We start from the raw sequence: 17704 nt of genomic DNA, 5'->3' as shown, positions 1-17704 counted from the left end.
GCGCGGTTTGCTACAACGACCGTTCACTCTTCCGAAGGCACTTCCGGCCACAACAGCGGATTCGGACTGCTGCGCTTGTAGCCTGCTTCGTTCATCAGCAGATCGAGCGTGAGGCTCGAGAGGTCGTCGGCAAGCGGCTCGAAGTCGTAGTCTTTCTCCTGATAGCCGATCTTGCGATACGTGTGGCACTCGTCGCATGATTCGGCCTTCAGCGCTTCGCTGCCGCCGTCGATGCCGTGATACGCGATGCCCTTCGTCGAGTCGCAATTCGTACACTTGACGCGCACCACATGCCATTCGGTCGAGCACAGGCCGCATTGCACATAGCGATAGCCCTCAAACTGCCCGCCGACGCGCACGATGCTCGCAACGGGCGGCACGCCGCACACGGGACACGCGCCGGGGGTGTCCAGATACGGCACGGCGCGCGGGTCGATACGGCTCGCGATGTCCGTCCACACCACCTGCAGTGCCGCCATCACGAACGGCGCGGACGCCGGCTCGACTTCGTTGAAGCGCAACGCGAGGATCGCGTCGGCGAGTGCGTCGAGCTCTTCCGCGCTTTTTACGCGCAGGTCGTCGATCACACGGGCGAGCATAGGCGTCACCAGCCCCGCCGCTTCCACGCGATCGAGCAGACGCTGCAATACGTCGCGCCACAACGGATCGCGCTCCGCCGTGGTCGCGGGCGCGATGGGCATCGAATGCTGCTGCGCGAGGCTGATGGATTCGGCGGAAGGCAGCGTCGCACTGATCGGCGCGAGCGTTTGCTGCTGCGCGTCGGCTAGCGCCGCCATCAGCCGGATATAGCCGCCGATCGGACTTGCGCCCGCCAGTTGGCGAAGACGCGCGGCGCGCGTCGAGAATAGCGTCGCGCGATCCGGCATGCGCAGGCGCGGAATGGCGGAATGATCGATCGATTCGATCTGGCCGGGGTCGAGGATGCGTTGCACCAATTCAGCTTCCTGCTAGTCAGAAACATGGATGGCGTCAACAGTAGCAGATATGCAGACGCAGCGCGCGTTACCGGCCAGGCGCGCGCCGCGCACACGTCACTTGATGCTCTCGCGAAACCACTTCGGATGATGCTTGCGCGCCCAGCCGAGCGTCACCGTGCCGCGCACCATCGCGCCCATCGAGCCCTTCACCCATATCGCCGCGTAGATATGCACGATGATGCTGCAGATCAGCACGAACGCGCTCAGCGCGTGAATCACGGCCGCGACGCGCACCACGTCGATCGGGAAATAGAACGCGAAATACGCGCGCCAGATGACGATGCCGCTTAGCAGCAACAACACCAGGCACAGCACCAGCACAAAGAACAGCAGCTTTTGACCAGCGTTGTATCTGCCGACTTCGGGCAGCCTGTCTTCGCGGTTGGTGAGCACGTCGTCGATCTGGCGCAGCCACTGCCGGTCGTCGGCATCGAGGTAGTTGTGATGCCAGAAGCGCAGCGCAAGGATCATGAACGACACGAACATCACGAGGCCGATGAACGGATGCAGGATGCGCGTCCATTGTCCGCCGCCGAACAGCGCGGACAACCAGAACATCGACGGATGAAACATCGCGAGGCCCGACAGCGCAAGCAGCACGAACGTGATTGCCGTGATCCAGTGATTCGTGCGCTCGTTAGGCGTATAGCGCACGATCAGGTCCGGGTTCTCATGCCGATGATGTTTCATTTGACGGGCTCCTCGGGCTTGTGCTCGCGCCGTTCGCGGATATCGCGCGCGGCGTTGCGGGCGGCGTCTTCGTCTTCGTCGCTGACTTCGTTCGGACCGACGCGCGTGTAGTGGAAGAAGCCCGCCAGCGCCGTCAGCGCCATCACCGCGACGGCGAGCGGCTTGGCGACGCCCTTCCACAGCTTCACGAAGGGACTGATGTGCGGATCGTCGGGCAGGCCGTGATAGAGCGACGGCTGATCCGCGTGATGCAGCACGTACATCACGTGCGTGCCGCCCACGCCCGCCGGGTTATACAGTCCGGCGTGCTCGAAGCCGCGCTCCTTCAGGTCGACGATGCGCTCCTCCGCGTGCTGGATCATGTCGACCTTGGTGCCGAACACGATCGCGCCCGTCGGGCACGTCTTCACGCACGCCGGCTCCTGGCCCACGCCGACGCGATCCGAGCAGAGCGTGCACTTGTAGACGCGATGATCGGCCTTCGATAAGCGCGGAATATTGAACGGGCAGCCGGCAATGCAGTAGCCGCAGCCAATGCAGTTCTCCTCGTGGAAATCCACGATGCCGTTCGTGTACTGCACGATCGCGCCCGGCGACGGACACGCCTTCAGGCAACCGGGATCTTCGCAGTGCATGCAGCCGTCCTTGCGGATCAGCCACTCCAGATCGCCTTTCGGGTTCTCGTACTCGGTGAAGCGCATCACCGTCCATGAATGCTCGGTGAGGTCGCGCGGATTGTCGTAGACGCCCGTCGTGATGCCGACCTCGTCGCGCAGGTCGTTCCACTCCATGCACGCCGTCTGGCACGCCTTGCAGCCGATGCACTTGGTCACATCGATCAGCTTCGCGACTTCCCCGGTGACGGGCTCGCGCACCGACGTCGGCTGCACGGTCGTGGCGGAGATGCGTCTGATATCAAGCGATTGAAATGCCATGACGCCTCCCCTATGCCTTCTCGACCTTCACGAGGAACGACTTGAATTCCGGTGTCTGCGAATTCGCGTCGGCCACGACAGGCGTCAACGTGTTAGTGATGTAGCCCGGCTTGGTGAGCCCCTTGAAACCCCAATGCAACGGAATGCCGACCGTCTGCACCTTCTTGCCGTCGATCATCAGCGGCTTGATCCGTTTCGTCACGACGGCCACGGCGATGATGTACCCGCGATTGCTCGACACTTTCACGCGGTCGCCCGCCACCACGCCGACCTGCCTGGCGAGGTCCTCGCCGATTTCGACGAACTGCTGCGGCTGGATGATCGCGTTCAGGCGCGCATGCTTGGTCCAGAAGTGGAAGTGTTCCGTCAGACGATAGGTGGTCGCCGTATGCGGAAAACTGGCCGCCTTGCCGAACGCCTTGCGGTCGTCCGGGAACACGCGCGCAGCCGGATTGTTCGTCGCCAGCGGATTGTCCGGATGGAACGTGTTGTAGCCGAGCGGTGTTTCGAACGGTTCGTAGTGCTCGGGGAAAGGCCCTTCGTTCATCCCGTCGCGTGCGAAGAAACGCGCGACGCCTTCGGGATTCATGATGAACGGTCCCATGCCGTTTTCAGGCGCCTCGTCGATTTTGTAGTCGGGAATGTCGGGCCCGCTCCAGCTCGTGCCGTTCCACGCGATCAGCTTGCGTTTCGGGTCGAACGGCTTGCCGTTCAGGTCGCACGACGCGCGGTTGTACAGCACCCGCCGGTTCGCCGGCCACGCCCACGCCCAGCCGAGCGTCTGGCCAATGCCCGTCGGGTCACTGTTGTCGCGCCGGCCCATCTGGTTGCCGTTCTGGGTCCACGCGCCACAGAAGATCCAGCAGCCGCTCGCCGTCGTGCCGTCGTCCTTCAGTTGCGCGAAACCGGCCAACTGGTCGCCCTTCTTGACGAGCACCTTGGCGGGATCTTTGGGATCGGGCAGGTCCGCGAGCGCCTTGCCGCTGAACTCCATCGCGATCTCTTCGGGCGTCGGACTGTCGGGATGCGCATACGTCCAGTTCAGGTTGACGATGGGATCGGGATACTTGCCGCCCTGCTCCTTGTACGCGCGGCGCATGCGCAGGAAGAGGCCCGACATGATTTCCAGATCGCTGCGCGCCTCGCCCGGGCCTTCCACGCCCTGCCAGTGCCATTGCAGCACGCGGCTCGAACTCACGAGCGAACCCCGTTCTTCGGCGAAGCAGGTGGTCGGCAGCCGGAACACTTCCGTCTGGATCTTCGATGCATCGACGTCGTTGTATTCGCCGTGGTTCTTCCAGAATTCGGACGTTTCCGTCGCCAGCGGGTCCATGATGACGAGCCACTTCAGCTTCGCCAGGCCCGCCGACGTCTTTGCCTTGTTCGGCGCGGCCGCGAGCGGATTGAAGCCCTGGCAGATATAGCCGTTCATCTTGCCCTGGTACATCAGCTCGATGGTCTGCAGCAGATCGTACGGCTTGTCGAGCTTCGGCAAATAGTCGAAGCCCCAGTTGTTGTCGGCCGTCGCCGCGTCGCCCCACCAGGACTTCATCATGCTCACGTGGAAGGCACGGTAATTCTTCCAGTAGCTCAACTGGTTGGGCCGCAGCGGCTGCGCTGCGCGCTTCTTGATATAGGCGTCGAAATCCTGTTCCGGCTCGTTCGGCAGCGTCATGTAGCCGGGCAGCAAATTCGACATCAGGCCCAGGTCCGTCAACCCCTGAATGTTCGAGTGGCCGCGCAATGCGTTCATCCCGCCGCCCGCGATGCCGATATTGCCCAACAGCAGTTGCACCATCGCGCCCGTGCGGATCATCTGCGCGCCGATCGAATGATGCGTCCAGCCGAGCGCATAGAGAATCGTGCCCGCGCGGCCGGGCGTCGCCGTGGTGGCGAGCGTCTCGCAGACGTGCAGGAATTTGTCTTTCGGCGTGCCGCAGGTCTTTTCGACCATCTCGGGCGTATAGCGCGAATAGTGCTGCTTGAGCAGGTTGTACACGCAGCGCGGATTCTGCAGCGTCATGTCGACCTTGACGAAGCCGTCGTCGCCGCGCTCGTAATCCCACGTCGATTTGTCTGCGTACTTGTGCGCGTTCGCGTCGTAGCCAGAGAAGATACCGTCGTTGAACGCAAAGTCTTCACGGACGACAAACGGCATGTCCGTGTAGTTCTTCACGTACTCGTGCTGGATCTTGTCATTGGTCAGCAGATAGTTGATCACGCCGCCCAGGAACGCGATGTCAGTGCCCGTGCGGATCGGCGCATAGAAGTCCGCGATGGAAGCCGTGCGCGTAAAGCGCGGATCGACGACCATCAGCTTCGCCTTGTTGTGCGCCTTCGCCTCGGTCACCCATTTGAAACCGCACGGGTGCGCCTCGGCTGCATTGCCGCCCATCACCAGAATCACGTCCGCGTTCTTGATGTCGACCCAATGGTTCGTCATCGCTCCACGGCCAAACGTCGGGGCAAGACCTGCCACCGTCGGGCCATGTCAGACACGCGCCTGGTTGTCGAACGCGAGCATCCCCATGCTGCGCACAGTCTTGTGCGTCAGATAGCCGACCTCGTTGCTGCCCGCCGAGGCCGCCAGCATGCCCGTGGTCAGCCAGCGGTTGACCTTCTTGCCGTCGGGCGTGTTTTCGACGAAATTCGCGTCGCGGTCTTCCTTCATCAGCTTCGCGATGCGGTCGAGCGCGTCGTTCCACGAGATGCGTTGCCACTGGTCGGAACCGGCAGCCCGATACTCGGGATACTTCAGACGGCTCGGGCTATGGATGAAGTCGATCAGGCTCGCCCCTTTCGGGCACAGCGTGCCGCGATTGACCGGGTGGTCCGGGTCGCCTTCAATGTGGATGATGCTGGCGGTCGCGTTCTTCGCGCCGTCGCCGAGGCCGTACATCAGGATGCCGCAGCCGACGGAGCAATAAGGACACGTGTTGCGCGTTTCGGTGGTACGAGCCAGTTTGTACTGTCGGACTTCGGCGAGCGCGGGTTCCGGTGAGAAGCCCATCAGGGCCAAACTCGATCCGGCCAGCGTGCTTGCCGTCACTTTCAGGAACTGACGGCGGGACATTTGCAACATGATCGCCTCTGGTTCTATTTGTGGGGAGGTGAAAAAAGTATAAGTCGTTTCCGGACGTTCGTAAGCAGAGGAAACACGATGCGCAGCACGATCCATGCTCGATGACTCGACGTAGCACAATCTCGTTGCGCGCTTCTGTTGTACTCGCATAGAGAGATGGGCATGACGCTTGCGTAATACCATTGTCAGCGGTATGCCCCTGGCGCGCGTCACGACGCGCGATGAATCCGCGATGCCATGCGTTGTGTATGCGCATTGTGCGTGCGACGTATCAACCCTCGTCATGAAGGACCGCAATGGAACTCGACTCACTGTCAGCCGACAAGCTGCAAACGGTCGCGAAGAAGCAGGCGTCGTGGGCTGTCGGCGCGTTGCGGCAGTTCTCCGAAAACCGCTGCGCGGCCATGGCCGCGAGCATCGCGTTCTACGCGGCGTTCTCGCTCGCGCCAACGCTCGTGATGGTGATCGCCGTCTCCGGCTGGTTCTTCGGCGCGGAAGCCGCACGCGGCGAATTGTTCCGACAGGTGCATAGCGTGCTCGGCAACGACGCCGCAGCCGCCGTCACGACGATCGTACAGAACGCGCATCGCAGCGGCGGCGCGGGCGGCGTGGCGGCCATCATCTCGTTCGTGCTGCTGGCGGTGGGCGCATCCGCGACCTTCTCGTCGTTGAATAGCGCGCTCAATATTGTCTGGCCGTCGGTGACGCCGCGCGCGTCGAGCGTGTTCGCGCTGGTGCGCGTGCGGCTGATCTCGTTCGGCCTCGTGCTCGGCGTGGCGTTCCTGCTGATCGTGTCGCTGGTGCTCGACACGGCGATCACGTTTATCGGCAACTGGATCTGGGGCGACTCGCCGTACGTGGTGATCGGCAATCTGCTGCAACTGGCCGTCGGCTGGATGGTGCTCGCGGTCGCGTTCGCCGCGCTGCTCAAGTTTCTTCCCGATGCGCCCGTGCGCTGGCGCGACGCGCTGGTCGGCGGGACGGTGGCGGCCGCGCTGTTCTCGGCGGGCAAGAAGCTCTTCGCGCTCTACCTCGCGCATGCCGGCATGGCCAACTCGTTCGGCGCGGCCGGCTCGCTCGCCGTGCTGCTGATGTGGCTGTACTTCTCGGCGGTGGTGCTGCTGCTCGGCGCGGAGTTCTCCGCCGCGCGCGGTCGCATGCACGATCCGCGCGGCGCCTGGGGCCTCGCGCCCGCCACGCCGCCTGGCAGCCGCGCGATGCTGGCGTCCGTGCTGGCGGCATCGACGGTTGCAACTGACGCAAGACGCGGCCCGATAAGCGGCGCAACAGGCGGCCCGCCGCCGTCTGCCTCTGCCACCCCGCCGGCACCGCGTCCCTCCCTTGCAACGAGACTGCTGGCGAAGCATGACGCGGGCATCGGCAAGGCCGTGTCGATCGGCAAGTCGGTCGTCAAGGCCGAAACGCAGGCGACCCACGCCGCCGCCGTGACGATTGTCGAAGCAAGACGCAGGGCCGTCGCGGCGGACCGCTACGTCCGGCGGCATCCATGGGAGTCGATGCTGATCGCGGCCAGCACCGCGATGGCCCTGGCCGCATTCGCCCGGCGCCGCAACGCTTCGAACGATGCCGAAACGCCGCCTTCCGGCAACGCCAGCCGTTAAGCGTCCGCTTCAACAGCACCGGCCCGCGGCGATCACATCCGGCCGAAACTGTCTACCCGAACCGTCAAGCTGAGCGCTCGCGGCGTTTACGACCGCTTAATGTGGAAGCGGAAATTTCCGCACCCGACTAGACAACTTTCTTACACGAAACACGCGCCCGATGGCGTAAATCGTACCGATGCCGTCGATCACTGTCATAAAAAGAACAATAATCCTCGATCAAAGATTCAATATTGCTGAAACAGAAACAATCGTTGACATGCTTGCGATACAAGGCTTCTACCGGGCTGTCGGTTTTTCGATACACCTTAATTTTTTTCAGTTCTTACACTTCGAGACACTGCGCTATTCTCCGTTTCGCAACAACGATAACCAATCATCTGCGTGGAGAAATGGATGAAACGAATCGCACTGTCGACGCTCTCGCTGGCACTGCTCGGCGCTGCAGGCGCAGCACATGCACAAAGCAGCGTGACGCTCTATGGCTTGATCGATGACTCGATCCAGTATGTTCACAACGCCAATCCGGCGAACGACAACCTGTGGCAGCTCGCAGCGGGCAACCTGCAAGGTAGCCGCTGGGGCGTGAAGGGTACGGAAGACCTCGGCGGTGGCCTGAAGGCAATCTTCCAACTGGAAAGCGGCTTCAACCCGAACAACGGCAAGATGGGTTCGTACGGCACGGGCACGAAGCTGTTCGGCCGCCAGGCATATGTCGGTGTGACGCACGACGCATACGGTACGTTCACGGTTGGCCGCCAGTACGACCCGCTGGTCGACCTGGTTCAGCCGCTGACGGCTGACAACTACTTCGGCAGCACGTTCACGACGCCGGGCGACGTTGACAACAACGACAACAGCTCGCGTACGAACAACGCCATCAAGTACGTTTCGCCGGTGTGGAGCGGCTTCCAGTTCGAAGGCATGTACGCTCTGGGCGGCGTCGCTGGCGCAACGGGCGCTGGTCAGTCGTGGGCAGGCGCAGCAACGTGGGCGGGCGGTCCGTTCAGCGTTGCAGCTGGCTACTTCCACATGTCGAACGCCAACACGATCGCTGGCCGCGCTGGTACGTGGGGCACGGGCGTGACGTCGGACGGCACGTTCGACGGCTCGAACGTCAACCAGTTCTACTCGACGGCTAAGGCAATCGACATCACGTCGGCAGCCGCGCAATACGTGACGGGTCCGTTCACGTTCAACATCCGTTACAGCTTCGCGCAATACAAGCCGGATGCGTTCTCGGGTGCTGGCTTCGCCGAACAAGAGAAGTTCCACGTTGCAGGCGCGTACGCTGGCTACCAGGTCACGCCGGCCATGTTGATCGGCCTCGGCTACATCTACACGCACGCCGCTGGCGACACGTCGGCGAACTACCACCAGGTTTCGCTGGGCGGCGACTACAACCTGTCGAAGCGCACCGACCTGTACCTGGTTGGCGCATACCAGCACGCAAGCGGCCATCAGCGCGATGCGAGCAACGGTGGCGCAATCATCGACGCAGGCGCATCGGTTGGTTCGTACGGCTACCAGGCCGGTTCGAGCAACCAGGAAATCATCAGCCTGGGTATCCGTCACAAGTTCTAATAGAACAATATGACGCACGGCTCGAGACGTCGAGCCGTACTCTGAAGCCAGCAGCGGCGCAAGCCAACGCTGGCTTTTTTCATTGCTGCAGTGGAAAAAGTGGCTGCGTCCCGAAGCGGGCGCGCCGTGCCGGCGTGATCAGCCGCGTGTTTTAGGCTTGTCGGCTTGCGCGAGCGTCTGGGCGGGCCGCTCGTCGACACCCGGCGTGCCGCGCTGTGCGTCCGTATGCAACTCGCCAGGCGGCCGGTACAGCACCATCTCGCCGACATGCCCGTTCTGCGGCACGTCGCCCGTGACTTGCCAGTCGGGATCGGGAATCTCGCCGAACACCTGCCGAAGCCGTTCGCCCCACGTGCGATGGATCATCTGATAGTAGGCGTTGTCCTGATCGATCGACACGAAGCGCGTCACCTTCAGTGCATCTTTCTCATAGACGAGCAGATCGAGCGGCAGCCCGACCGAGAGGTTCGAGCGCAGCGTCGAGTCCATCGAGATCAGCGCGCACTTGGCGGCCTCGTCGAGCGGCGTGGACGGCACGAGAACACGGTCGATGATCGGCTTGCCGTACTTCGACTCGCCGATCTGAAAATACGGGTTCACGCGCGACGATTCGATGAAGTTGCCCGCCGCGTAGATCATGAACAGACGCGGCCGCGGTTGTCCGGCGCCGTTGCCGTTTTCCGCGTTCTCACGGATCTGTCCGCCGAGAATGAAACTGCAATTGAAGTCGACGCCGAATTCCTGCAGCGCGTTCGCCTCGCGCAGGTGCACGTCGCGCACGGCCTGACCGACCACGCGCGCGGCGTCGGCCATGGTCGGCACGGTCCAGAGCGTGGGCTTTGACGAACCGGAAGGCCCGGACGGTTCGGACAACTCGTGCAGCACGGCCTGCGTGAGCGACAGGTTGCCCGCGCCGAGCAGCACCAGCATGCGTTCGCCGGGCTCTTCGAACACCGACATCTTGCGCGCGGTGCTGATGTGATCGACGCCCGCATTGGTCCGCGTATCCGACAGGAACACGAGCCCTTCATCGACGCACATCGCCACACAGTAAGTCATGACAGGAATCCAGACGGCTGCCCAGTACGAACGGTTGGGCGAGCCGGAAAATGGCACAGGCCGCGGGCAGCGCCGCGGGACGCTGCCATTGTAATGCGCGCGCCTCGCACGCTGCAGCCGATATGTGCCCGAAAAGACCCCAGGTTTCGCGGCTCGCTTCTTACTGCGGCGACTGTTCCTGGGCCTTCACGGCAACGGACACATCGAGCGTTTCTTCCAGTCCGCCGATGCGCCGTCCGCGCACGGGCGACGCCGCTTCATAGTCGCGCGCGGCCGCGAGCCGGCAATACATCTCACTGGCGAACGCGGCGTGCGTGACGTCGACGGAAATCCAGCCGGTCCCCGCGAGCCACACATCGACCCACGCGTGACTCGCCGCATGCTCGACGTCGCCCGGTTCGATATAGCCGCTCACATAGCGCGCCGGAATGCCGCGCGCGCGGCAGCACGCGAGCATCAGATGCGCGTGGTCCTGGCAAACGCCCTTGCCGAGCGCGAGCGCCTGCGACGCCGTGCTCGTCACGCCTGTCGCGCCCGTCTCGAACTGCACCCGGTCGATGATCTTCTCCGCCAGCGCAATCAGCGCAGCCGGCTTGTCGAGCGACGGCACGGACGCCGCCAGTTCGCGAATCGCAGGGTCGCAGTCGGTCAAGCGTGTCGCGCAGGTGAAATGCTCGAGCGGAATCGCGCCCGCATCGTCGCCGAGCCGGCCGTCGATCAACGCAAACGTGTCGACTTCGCCCGACACGTGCACGCGTATCTCGTCGTGCTGCTTGTTGAGCACGAGCGTGTGCAGCACGTTGCCATAGGCGTCGAAGGTCGAATCGAGCTTGCCGGGCGCATCGAGCGTCCAGCGCCGCACGATCTGTGAAGCGCCGCTCGACGGCGTGAGGCGCAATTGCTGGATCGAGTAATGGACCGTCGATTCGTAGCGGTAGAAGGTGTCGTGGCGGATCGTGAGAAACATTGAGGGCACTCCATCAGGCAACGGGCAGCATCAGGTACGTGCGCGCGACCATGTTGCCGAGTTCGAACACGCGGGCGAGAAACTGCGTGAGCCACGCATGCAGACCGGTTTCGAAAATCTGCCGGATATCCGAGTAAAGCAGTTCGGCGCGCAGCTTGCCCGCAAAACGCTCGCATTGATTCGAGCCCTGCGTGCGCAGCATCGCGAGGTTTTCGCAGACGCCATCGAGAGACGCCAGCAGCGAGCGCGGCATCTGCGAATTCAGGATCATCAGTTCGACGACGCGCGCGGGCGTCACGACATCGCGATACACCTTGCGATAGATCTCCAGCGCCGACACCGAACTCAGAATGGACGTCCAGTAATAGAAGTCTTCGAGTTGCCGGGCAGCCTCGCGCGAGTTCGGCTCCGCGTCGGCGAAGCGCACGTCGAGAATGCGCGCCGTGTTGTCGGCTCGTTCGAGAAAGGTGCCGAGCTGCGTGAAGAAGAACGCGTCGTCCTGCAACGCGGTGCCGATCGTCACGCCGCGCGACAGATGCGAGCGGAACTTCACCCATTCGAACAGCGCCGACAGGTTGTTCGCCACCTCGCCGTGCGCGGTGCGCTCGTTGAATTCGAGCCAGGTATCGTTGATCGTTTCCCACCACTCCGTCGTCAACGTGCCGCGCACCGCACGCGCGTTTTCGCGGGCTGCCTGCAGACACGAATGAATGCTCGACGGGTTGGTCGGATCGGCCACCATGAAATCGAGCACGTTCTCGCGGGTCGGCTCGTCGTAGCGCTGCGCGAACGCGTGCTCAAGCTCGGAGATGCGCAACACCGAGCGCTGCGTGCGCTCCTCCTGCTCGGGCGTCTGCGGCAGCAGTTGCGCCTTCAGGTTGATGTCGAGCATGCGCGCGGTATTCTCGGCGCGCTCCATATAACGGGCCATCCAGAACAGATGATCGGCGGTGCGGCTCAGCATGTCGGCTTTCCGTGTTGATTGGACGCGCTCTCGTCGCCGTGTGACGCGAAGCGCGCCGGGTTGCCCGTGGTTTGTCGGCTGTGCGCCCGCATCGCGGGATGCGGGCGCTTCGGAAAATCGGTCGGACGTGGTCAGTCGACCATCCAGGTGTCTTTGGTACCGCCTCCCTGCGACGAGTTGACGACCAGCGAGCCCTCCTGCAACGCGACGCGCGTGAGGCCGCCCGCGCACATCGTCACCGTCTTGCCCGACAGGACGAACGGACGCAGGTCGATATGGCGCGGCGCGATACCCGCTTCGACGAAGGTCGGGCAGGCGGACAGCGCGAGCGTCGGCTGCGCGATGTAGCCGGCGGGCTTTTCGATCAGCCGCTGGCGGAACGCCTCGATTTCCGCGGACGTCGACGCCGGCCCGACGAGCATCCCGTAACCGCCTGCGCCATGTACTTCCTTGACGACAAGTTCGGGCAGATGCGCGAGCGTGTAGGCGAGGTCGTCCGGCTTGCGGCACTGGTAGGTCGGCACGTTGTTGAGGATCGGCTTTTCGCCCAGATAGAACTCGATCATGTCGGGCACGTACGGATAGATCGACTTGTCGTCGGCGATACCTGTGCCCATCGCGTTCGCAAGCGCCACGCGCCCCGCGCGATACGCCGTCAGCAGCCCCGGCACGCCGAGCGCCGAATCCGGGCGGAACGCGAGCGGATCGAGAAAGTCGTCGTCGACCCGCCGATATATGACGTCCACGCGCCGCGGCCCTTGCGTGGTGCGCATGAACACGTAGTTGTCGTCGACGAAGAGATCCTTGCCTTCCACCAGTTCGACGCCCATCTGCTGGGCGAGGAAGGTGTGCTCGAAGTAGGCGGAGTTGTACATACCGGGCGTCAGCACGACGACGACGGGATCGTCGACGCCTTCGGGCGCCACCGAGCGCAACGTGTCGAGCAGCAGATCGGGATAGTGCGCAACGGGCGCGATGCGGTTCTGCACGAACAGTTCGGGGAAGAGCCGCATCATCATCTTGCGGTTCTCGAGCATGTACGACACGCCCGACGGCACGCGCAGATTGTCTTCGAGCACGTAGAACTCGCCGTTCTCGCCGGCCCGCACGACATCGACGCCTGCGATGTGCGCATAGACGGCGAGCGGCACGTCGACGCCCTGCATTTCCGGCCGGTATTGCGCGTTGGTGTAGACCTGATCGGCGGGCACGATGCCGGCGCGGACGATGTTACGGTCGTGATAGACGTCGTGGATAAAGAGGTTGAGTGCCTGGACGCGCTGCCGGAGGCCGGCTTCGAGCGTTTGCCACTCGCCGCGCGGGATGATGCGCGGGATCAGATCGAACGGGATGAGCCGCTCGGTGCCTGACAGATCGCCATTGACGGCGAACGTGATACCGACGCGGCGAAACAGCAGATCGGCTTCGGCCCGCTTTCTCTCGATTGCCTCGCTGCCCTGCTGCACGAGCCAGCGTTCGAACCGCTGATAATGCGGCCGCACGGCGTCATCGAACTGACGCATCTCGTCATAGCATCGCATGTTACGCCCCACTCTTTTTGTCGGATAGAAGGCGAATGCGCTGCGCATTCGGTTTTTCAATCTCGATCAAGCAAGCGTTATGCCATTCGGGATTTGTGCGCTGCGCGCGGTGGATGCACTGGGAACGCGCACTGCGATGGCGCTCGGTTGTCGATGTCATCGTAGCGCGGAGGGGGACGATGCGCTACTACGGTGCGTGTTGTTGCGTACACGGTGCGTGGGGTTTTGGTTTGGTTCTGGTTTCGGCTCGCGGCGCGAGGGGGATTGTCCGTTCGCTGGTTGCCGCGCTTTTTTCTCTTCCCCCCGCTTTGGGCGTTGCCCGTTTGGTGTTTTGGTCTTTGCTATGGCAGCCCCGTTGGCGCCTTCGCGGCGCAGGCGTTCGTTTTGGTTTGCTTGTGCGTGTGCTGGCATCCGCGAATCGTTAGCGTGCCCCACGCGTCGCCCCTGTGCGGGGCGGCACCTACTTTTCTTTGCCGCCGCAAAGAAAAGTAGGCAAAAGAAAGCGGCTCACACCGCCAGCTCTTTTTTCTGCCTGAGGGCCCCCAAAGGGTCTTACGCTTCACACGGCAACTTTCCTGTTCGCGTTCGTTGCCAACGCTCTTGCGATGCGCCTCACCCGCTTCATGCCCCCGCGTCGCACCAAGCCGTGCCAAATAGTCCACGGCCGCCCAGGTGGCAAACTGTGTGTAGGCTTTCGCGCCATACGCGCACCACTCCAGACCGATAGCTCATGCGTCCCACCCTGTAAGAGCGCCAAGCCATACGACGCGACAACCTACACACAGTTTGCCACCTGGGCGGCACATACCATTCGCTGCCGCTGGCTCATGTACGGGTATTCGAAGCGGGTGAGGCGCTGATTCGAAGCGCTGGCAACGGACACTAGCCAGGGCACTGGCCTATGAAGTGTGGGGACGTTGGGGGCCCGTGGGCAGACGTCAAGAATTGGCGGTGTGAGCCGCTTTCTTTTGCCTACTTTTCTTTGCGGCGGCAAAGAAAAGTAGGTGCCGCCCCGCACAGGGGCGACGCGTGGAGCGAGATAACGCATCGCGGATGCCAGCAAAAACGCAAAGGCAAACGCAAACCGCGAATGCTAGCGTCAAAACGAACACACCGCACGGCGGACGCATGACGCGCGAAGGCAAATCGCGGATGCGAGCACGACCACGACCACGAGCAAACCACCCCCAACACCCGCGCCGCGCAGTCGCAAAACGCAAAACACAAACCGCAAAACCTGACCCACAGCGTCGCAGACAAAAAAAAAATCCCCACACACTTTCGCATGTGGGGACCGCGATAAAGCCTCAACAGCGAGCCTCAACAGCGGCTCACGCCGCCATCAAACCTTATGCTGCTGCGTCCTTCAGCTTCTTCAACGCACGTGCCTTGACCCGCACGCTCGCCGGCTTCGCCGGGAACCAGCGCTCTTGACCCGTGAACGGGTCCTTGCCGAAGCGCTTCTTCTTCGCCGGAACAGTCTGAACGACGATCTTCAGAAGACCCGACAGCGTGAATTCGCCAGCGCCCTTCTTGTGAACCGAACCGAGGATCGTGTCTTCGAGTGCAGCCAGAACTGCCTTCGCCGACTTCGGCTCGACGCCCGCACGCTCCGCAACGTGTGCAGCCAGCGAGGCCTTCGTGAAGGTGTCCTTGATCGGCGAGGGAACGCCGGACGCCTTCACGGCGACCTTCTTAGCCGTGACTTTCTTTGCGGGAGCAGCAGCAGCTTTCTTTGCAGCAACCTTCTTCGTCGGAACCGTAGCAGCCTTCTTGGCTACCTTTTTTGCGGAAGTCGCCATATTTCTCCTACCTCTAAGGGTCAGTAATTGCGAGAAGCGCACGCGATATGCACACGCTTCAACGCCGGATTCTACAAGCGCTTTCGCTTTCTGCGCGAATCTTTTGTGTATAACGGTTACGGTTTGTTGCGTGGCGCTGACTACCTCGCGCATTTCGAGCCTGTTTTTAAGGGGTAAACACGATCACCTGGCGATTTCGCCGCACCTGTCCAGCACGAATCTTCAAACGCGTCCGGTGGCAGGAAGACGCCCGTATCAGTGACGAAATCGAGCGTACGTTAAGCGCACGAGCGTCGGGGACGACTGACAGCACGGCACGCGCGACCCCGTAAACGCACGCTCAAGTCCTTGATTCGACACGCGGCATCAGCTTCGCGAGCGTCGCAAGCGCGGTCTCGATCTGTCCGGCCTCGATGCCGCCATAGCCAAATACGAGCCCTGGCTGCGGCGTTGCGCGCACATAGAAAGGCGCGAGCCCATGCAATGCAATCGATTCGGCGCGCGCCGCTTCGATCACGGCCGCCTCCGTGAGCGGCGCCTTCAGCAACGCAGCCATATGGATACCCGCCGTCGGCACGATGGGCTCGAACCAGCGCGCGAGATCGCCCTGCAGATGTACAAGCAGACTTGCCCGGCGCGCTGCGTAAAGCTTGTGCATCCGCTTCAGGTGCCGGGCAAAGTCACCGTTCAGCATGAAACTGGAAAGCGCCGTCTGCGTCAACGAGCAACCATGCCAGTCGCCGATCTGCCTCGCCTTGCGCAGCGTCTCGAACAACGATGCGGGCGGCACCATGTAACCGACGCGCAGTTCGGGAAATATCGTCTTTGAAAACGTTCCCACGTACGCAACGAGGCCGGTGCGGTCGAGGCTCTTCAGCGGCTCCATCGGCCGTCCTTCGAAGCGGTATTCGCAGTCGTAGTCGTCTTCGATGATGACGGCATCGCGCTGTTGCGCCCATTCGAGCAGTTCGACGCGCCGCGCGAGACTCATCGGCATGCCGAGCGGAAACTGATGCGACGGCGTCACGTAGACGAGCCGCGCGTGATTCGGCAGCTTGCTCACGACGAGGCCTTCGGCATCGACGGGCACGGCCGCGACCTTCGCGCCCACTGCCGTGAGGCACGCGCGCGCGGGCGGATAGGCGGGGTCTTCGATCGCCGCGACGTCGCCGGGACGCAGCGTCACGCGCGCGATGAGGTCGAGCGCATGCTGCGCGCCCTGCGTCACGATGACGTCCTCCCAGTTGCTCGCGACGGCCCGATTAAACGCGAGATAGCGCGAAATCGCGAGCCGCAACTCCTGTTCGCCGGCGGCATCGCGATACGTGCCGCGTCCACGCGACTGCACGCGAAGCGCGTGATTCACGCAGCGGCGCCAGACGTCGAAAGGGAAATGGGACTTGTCGGTAACGCCGCCGATGAAGTCGTACGGCGTGCCGGGCGTGGGTTGCGGCCCGAGTACCTCGGGGACGGTGTGCCATACCGGTTGCGCGCGGGCGCTGGAGCTGGGTGCCGTTTTCGCCTCATGGGCGGCACGGGCGTGCGCTGGCTTTTCGGCGGGCAGTCGCTGTAAACCTCCGGCGACGAAGGTGCCCGAGCCGGGGCGCGTATGCAGGAAGCCTTCGGCGAGCAGGCGCTCGAAGACGTCGAGGGTCGTTTTGCGGGAAACGCCGAGTTGCAGCGCGAGATCGCGGGTCGAAGGCAGTCGGGTGCCGCCTGCCAGGCGGCCTTCGATTATCCCTGCACGCAGTTGTCTGTAGATTTGTCCCGCCAGGTCGTGGCGGCCCTCTACCGATAAGTGGATTTCCATTTTGAGGTTTTGGGTTTCTTTTTGCCTGCGGCGCTTTGGGTTTGTTGTTAGCTTAGCGTGCGTTCGCCGGTTCAGTGTTTTTGTTTGTGCCGGTATCCGCGTTTTGGCTTTTCGATGGGATCCGCGTTTTGTTAGCGTTCTTTACGCTTTGCCGTTCGGTGTTATGGTCTTTGCGCTGGCATCCGCTCTACGTTAGCTCGCTTCACGCGTCGCCCCTGTGCGGGGCGGCACCTACTTTTCTTTGCCGCCGCAAAGAAAAGTAGGCAAAAGAAAGCGGCTCACACCGCCAGTGCTTGACGTTTACCCACGGGCCCCCAACGTCCCCATCGTTCACACACCAGCGCCTTGGTTGGTGCCCGTTGCCAACGCTTCGAACAAACGCCTCACCCGCTTCAAATACCCGTAGCCGGGCAAGCGGCAGCGAATGGCATGTGCCGCCCAGGTGGCAAACTGTGTGTAGGCTGTCGCGTCGTATAGCTTGGCGCTCTTACAGCGTGGGACGCATGCGCTATCGGTCCGGAGTGGTGCGCGTATGGCGCGAAAGCCGACACACAGTTTGCCACCTGGGCGGCCGTGGACTGTCCGGCGCGGCGTGCTGAAACGCAGGTGTGTGAAGCGGGTGAGGCGCGCATTCAGCGCGTTGGCAACGA

The 17704-nt window shown here is 62.8% G+C and carries 12 protein-coding genes; 2 read left to right on the top strand and 10 right to left on the bottom strand.

Annotation, left to right across the window (positions count from 1 at the left end; all coding sequences use genetic code 11):
- Window positions 1-23 precede the first annotated feature (23 nt).
- From fdhE to fdnG, 4 genes are all read right to left on the bottom strand, one after another.
- Complete coding sequence (fdhE, locus tag C2L66_RS18345; RefSeq protein WP_060603985.1) at window positions 24-956, bottom strand: formate dehydrogenase accessory protein FdhE; 933 nt, start codon at window positions 954-956, stop codon at window positions 24-26.
- Window positions 957-1052: 96 nt separating this feature from the next.
- A complete protein-coding gene (locus tag C2L66_RS18340; RefSeq protein ID WP_054932810.1) occupies window positions 1053-1688 on the bottom strand; it encodes a formate dehydrogenase subunit gamma in 636 nt (211 codons plus the stop codon).
- Complete coding sequence (gene fdxH, locus C2L66_RS18335; RefSeq protein ID WP_054932811.1) at window positions 1685-2623, bottom strand: formate dehydrogenase subunit beta; 939 nt, start codon at window positions 2621-2623, stop codon at window positions 1685-1687. Before fdxH ends, C2L66_RS18340 begins: the two co-directional genes overlap by 4 nt.
- A 10-nt stretch (window positions 2624-2633) precedes the next feature.
- Complete coding sequence (fdnG, locus tag C2L66_RS18330; RefSeq protein WP_082670403.1) at window positions 2634-5705, bottom strand: formate dehydrogenase-N subunit alpha; 3072 nt, start codon at window positions 5703-5705, stop codon at window positions 2634-2636.
- A 296-nt stretch (window positions 5706-6001) separates the two neighbouring features.
- Here fdnG and C2L66_RS18320 point away from each other — a divergent pair, with 296 nt between their 5' ends.
- Entirely contained in the window at window positions 6002-7327 is a 1326-nt protein-coding gene (locus tag C2L66_RS18320; protein WP_060603992.1) for a YihY/virulence factor BrkB family protein, read from the top strand.
- A gap of 396 nt (window positions 7328-7723) precedes the next feature.
- The gene (locus C2L66_RS18315) at window positions 7724-8911 is read left to right on the top strand and encodes a porin (protein WP_054932815.1); all 1188 of its coding nucleotides are present in this window, start codon (window positions 7724-7726) and stop codon (window positions 8909-8911) included.
- Window positions 8912-9049: 138 nt separating this feature from the next.
- On the opposite strand, the gene C2L66_RS18310 is transcribed toward C2L66_RS18315, so the two are convergent.
- From C2L66_RS18310 to pdxR, 6 genes are all read right to left on the bottom strand, one after another.
- On the bottom strand, window positions 9050-9970 hold the full coding sequence (locus tag C2L66_RS18310; protein ID WP_060603995.1) for a proteasome-type protease: 921 nt from the start codon (window positions 9968-9970) through the stop codon (window positions 9050-9052).
- A 160-nt stretch (window positions 9971-10130) separates the two neighbouring features.
- Entirely contained in the window at window positions 10131-10937 is an 807-nt protein-coding gene (locus C2L66_RS18305; protein WP_054932817.1) for a transglutaminase family protein, read from the bottom strand.
- A 13-nt stretch (window positions 10938-10950) separates the two neighbouring features.
- Entirely contained in the window at window positions 10951-11901 is a 951-nt protein-coding gene (locus C2L66_RS18300; protein ID WP_036000265.1) for an alpha-E domain-containing protein, read from the bottom strand.
- 131 nt (window positions 11902-12032) lie between these two features.
- Complete coding sequence (locus C2L66_RS18295; protein WP_054932819.1) at window positions 12033-13442, bottom strand: circularly permuted type 2 ATP-grasp protein; 1410 nt, start codon at window positions 13440-13442, stop codon at window positions 12033-12035.
- 1349 nt (window positions 13443-14791) lie between these two features.
- Window positions 14792-15244 (bottom strand): HU family DNA-binding protein, encoded by a 453-nt coding sequence (locus C2L66_RS18290; protein ID WP_036000261.1) that lies wholly within the window; start codon window positions 15242-15244, stop codon window positions 14792-14794.
- Window positions 15245-15584: 340 nt separating this feature from the next.
- Complete coding sequence (gene pdxR, locus C2L66_RS18285) at window positions 15585-17054, bottom strand: MocR-like pyridoxine biosynthesis transcription factor PdxR (protein WP_060603998.1); 1470 nt, start codon at window positions 17052-17054, stop codon at window positions 15585-15587.
- Between the last annotated feature and the right edge of the window lie 650 nt (window positions 17055-17704).

The sequence above is a fragment of the Paraburkholderia caribensis genome (assembly GCF_002902945.1).
GTDB classification, from domain to species: domain Bacteria; phylum Pseudomonadota; class Gammaproteobacteria; order Burkholderiales; family Burkholderiaceae; genus Paraburkholderia; species Paraburkholderia caribensis.
Note: the sequence above shows the minus strand (reverse complement) of the source record. Positions and strands in the feature narration are given on the sequence as shown.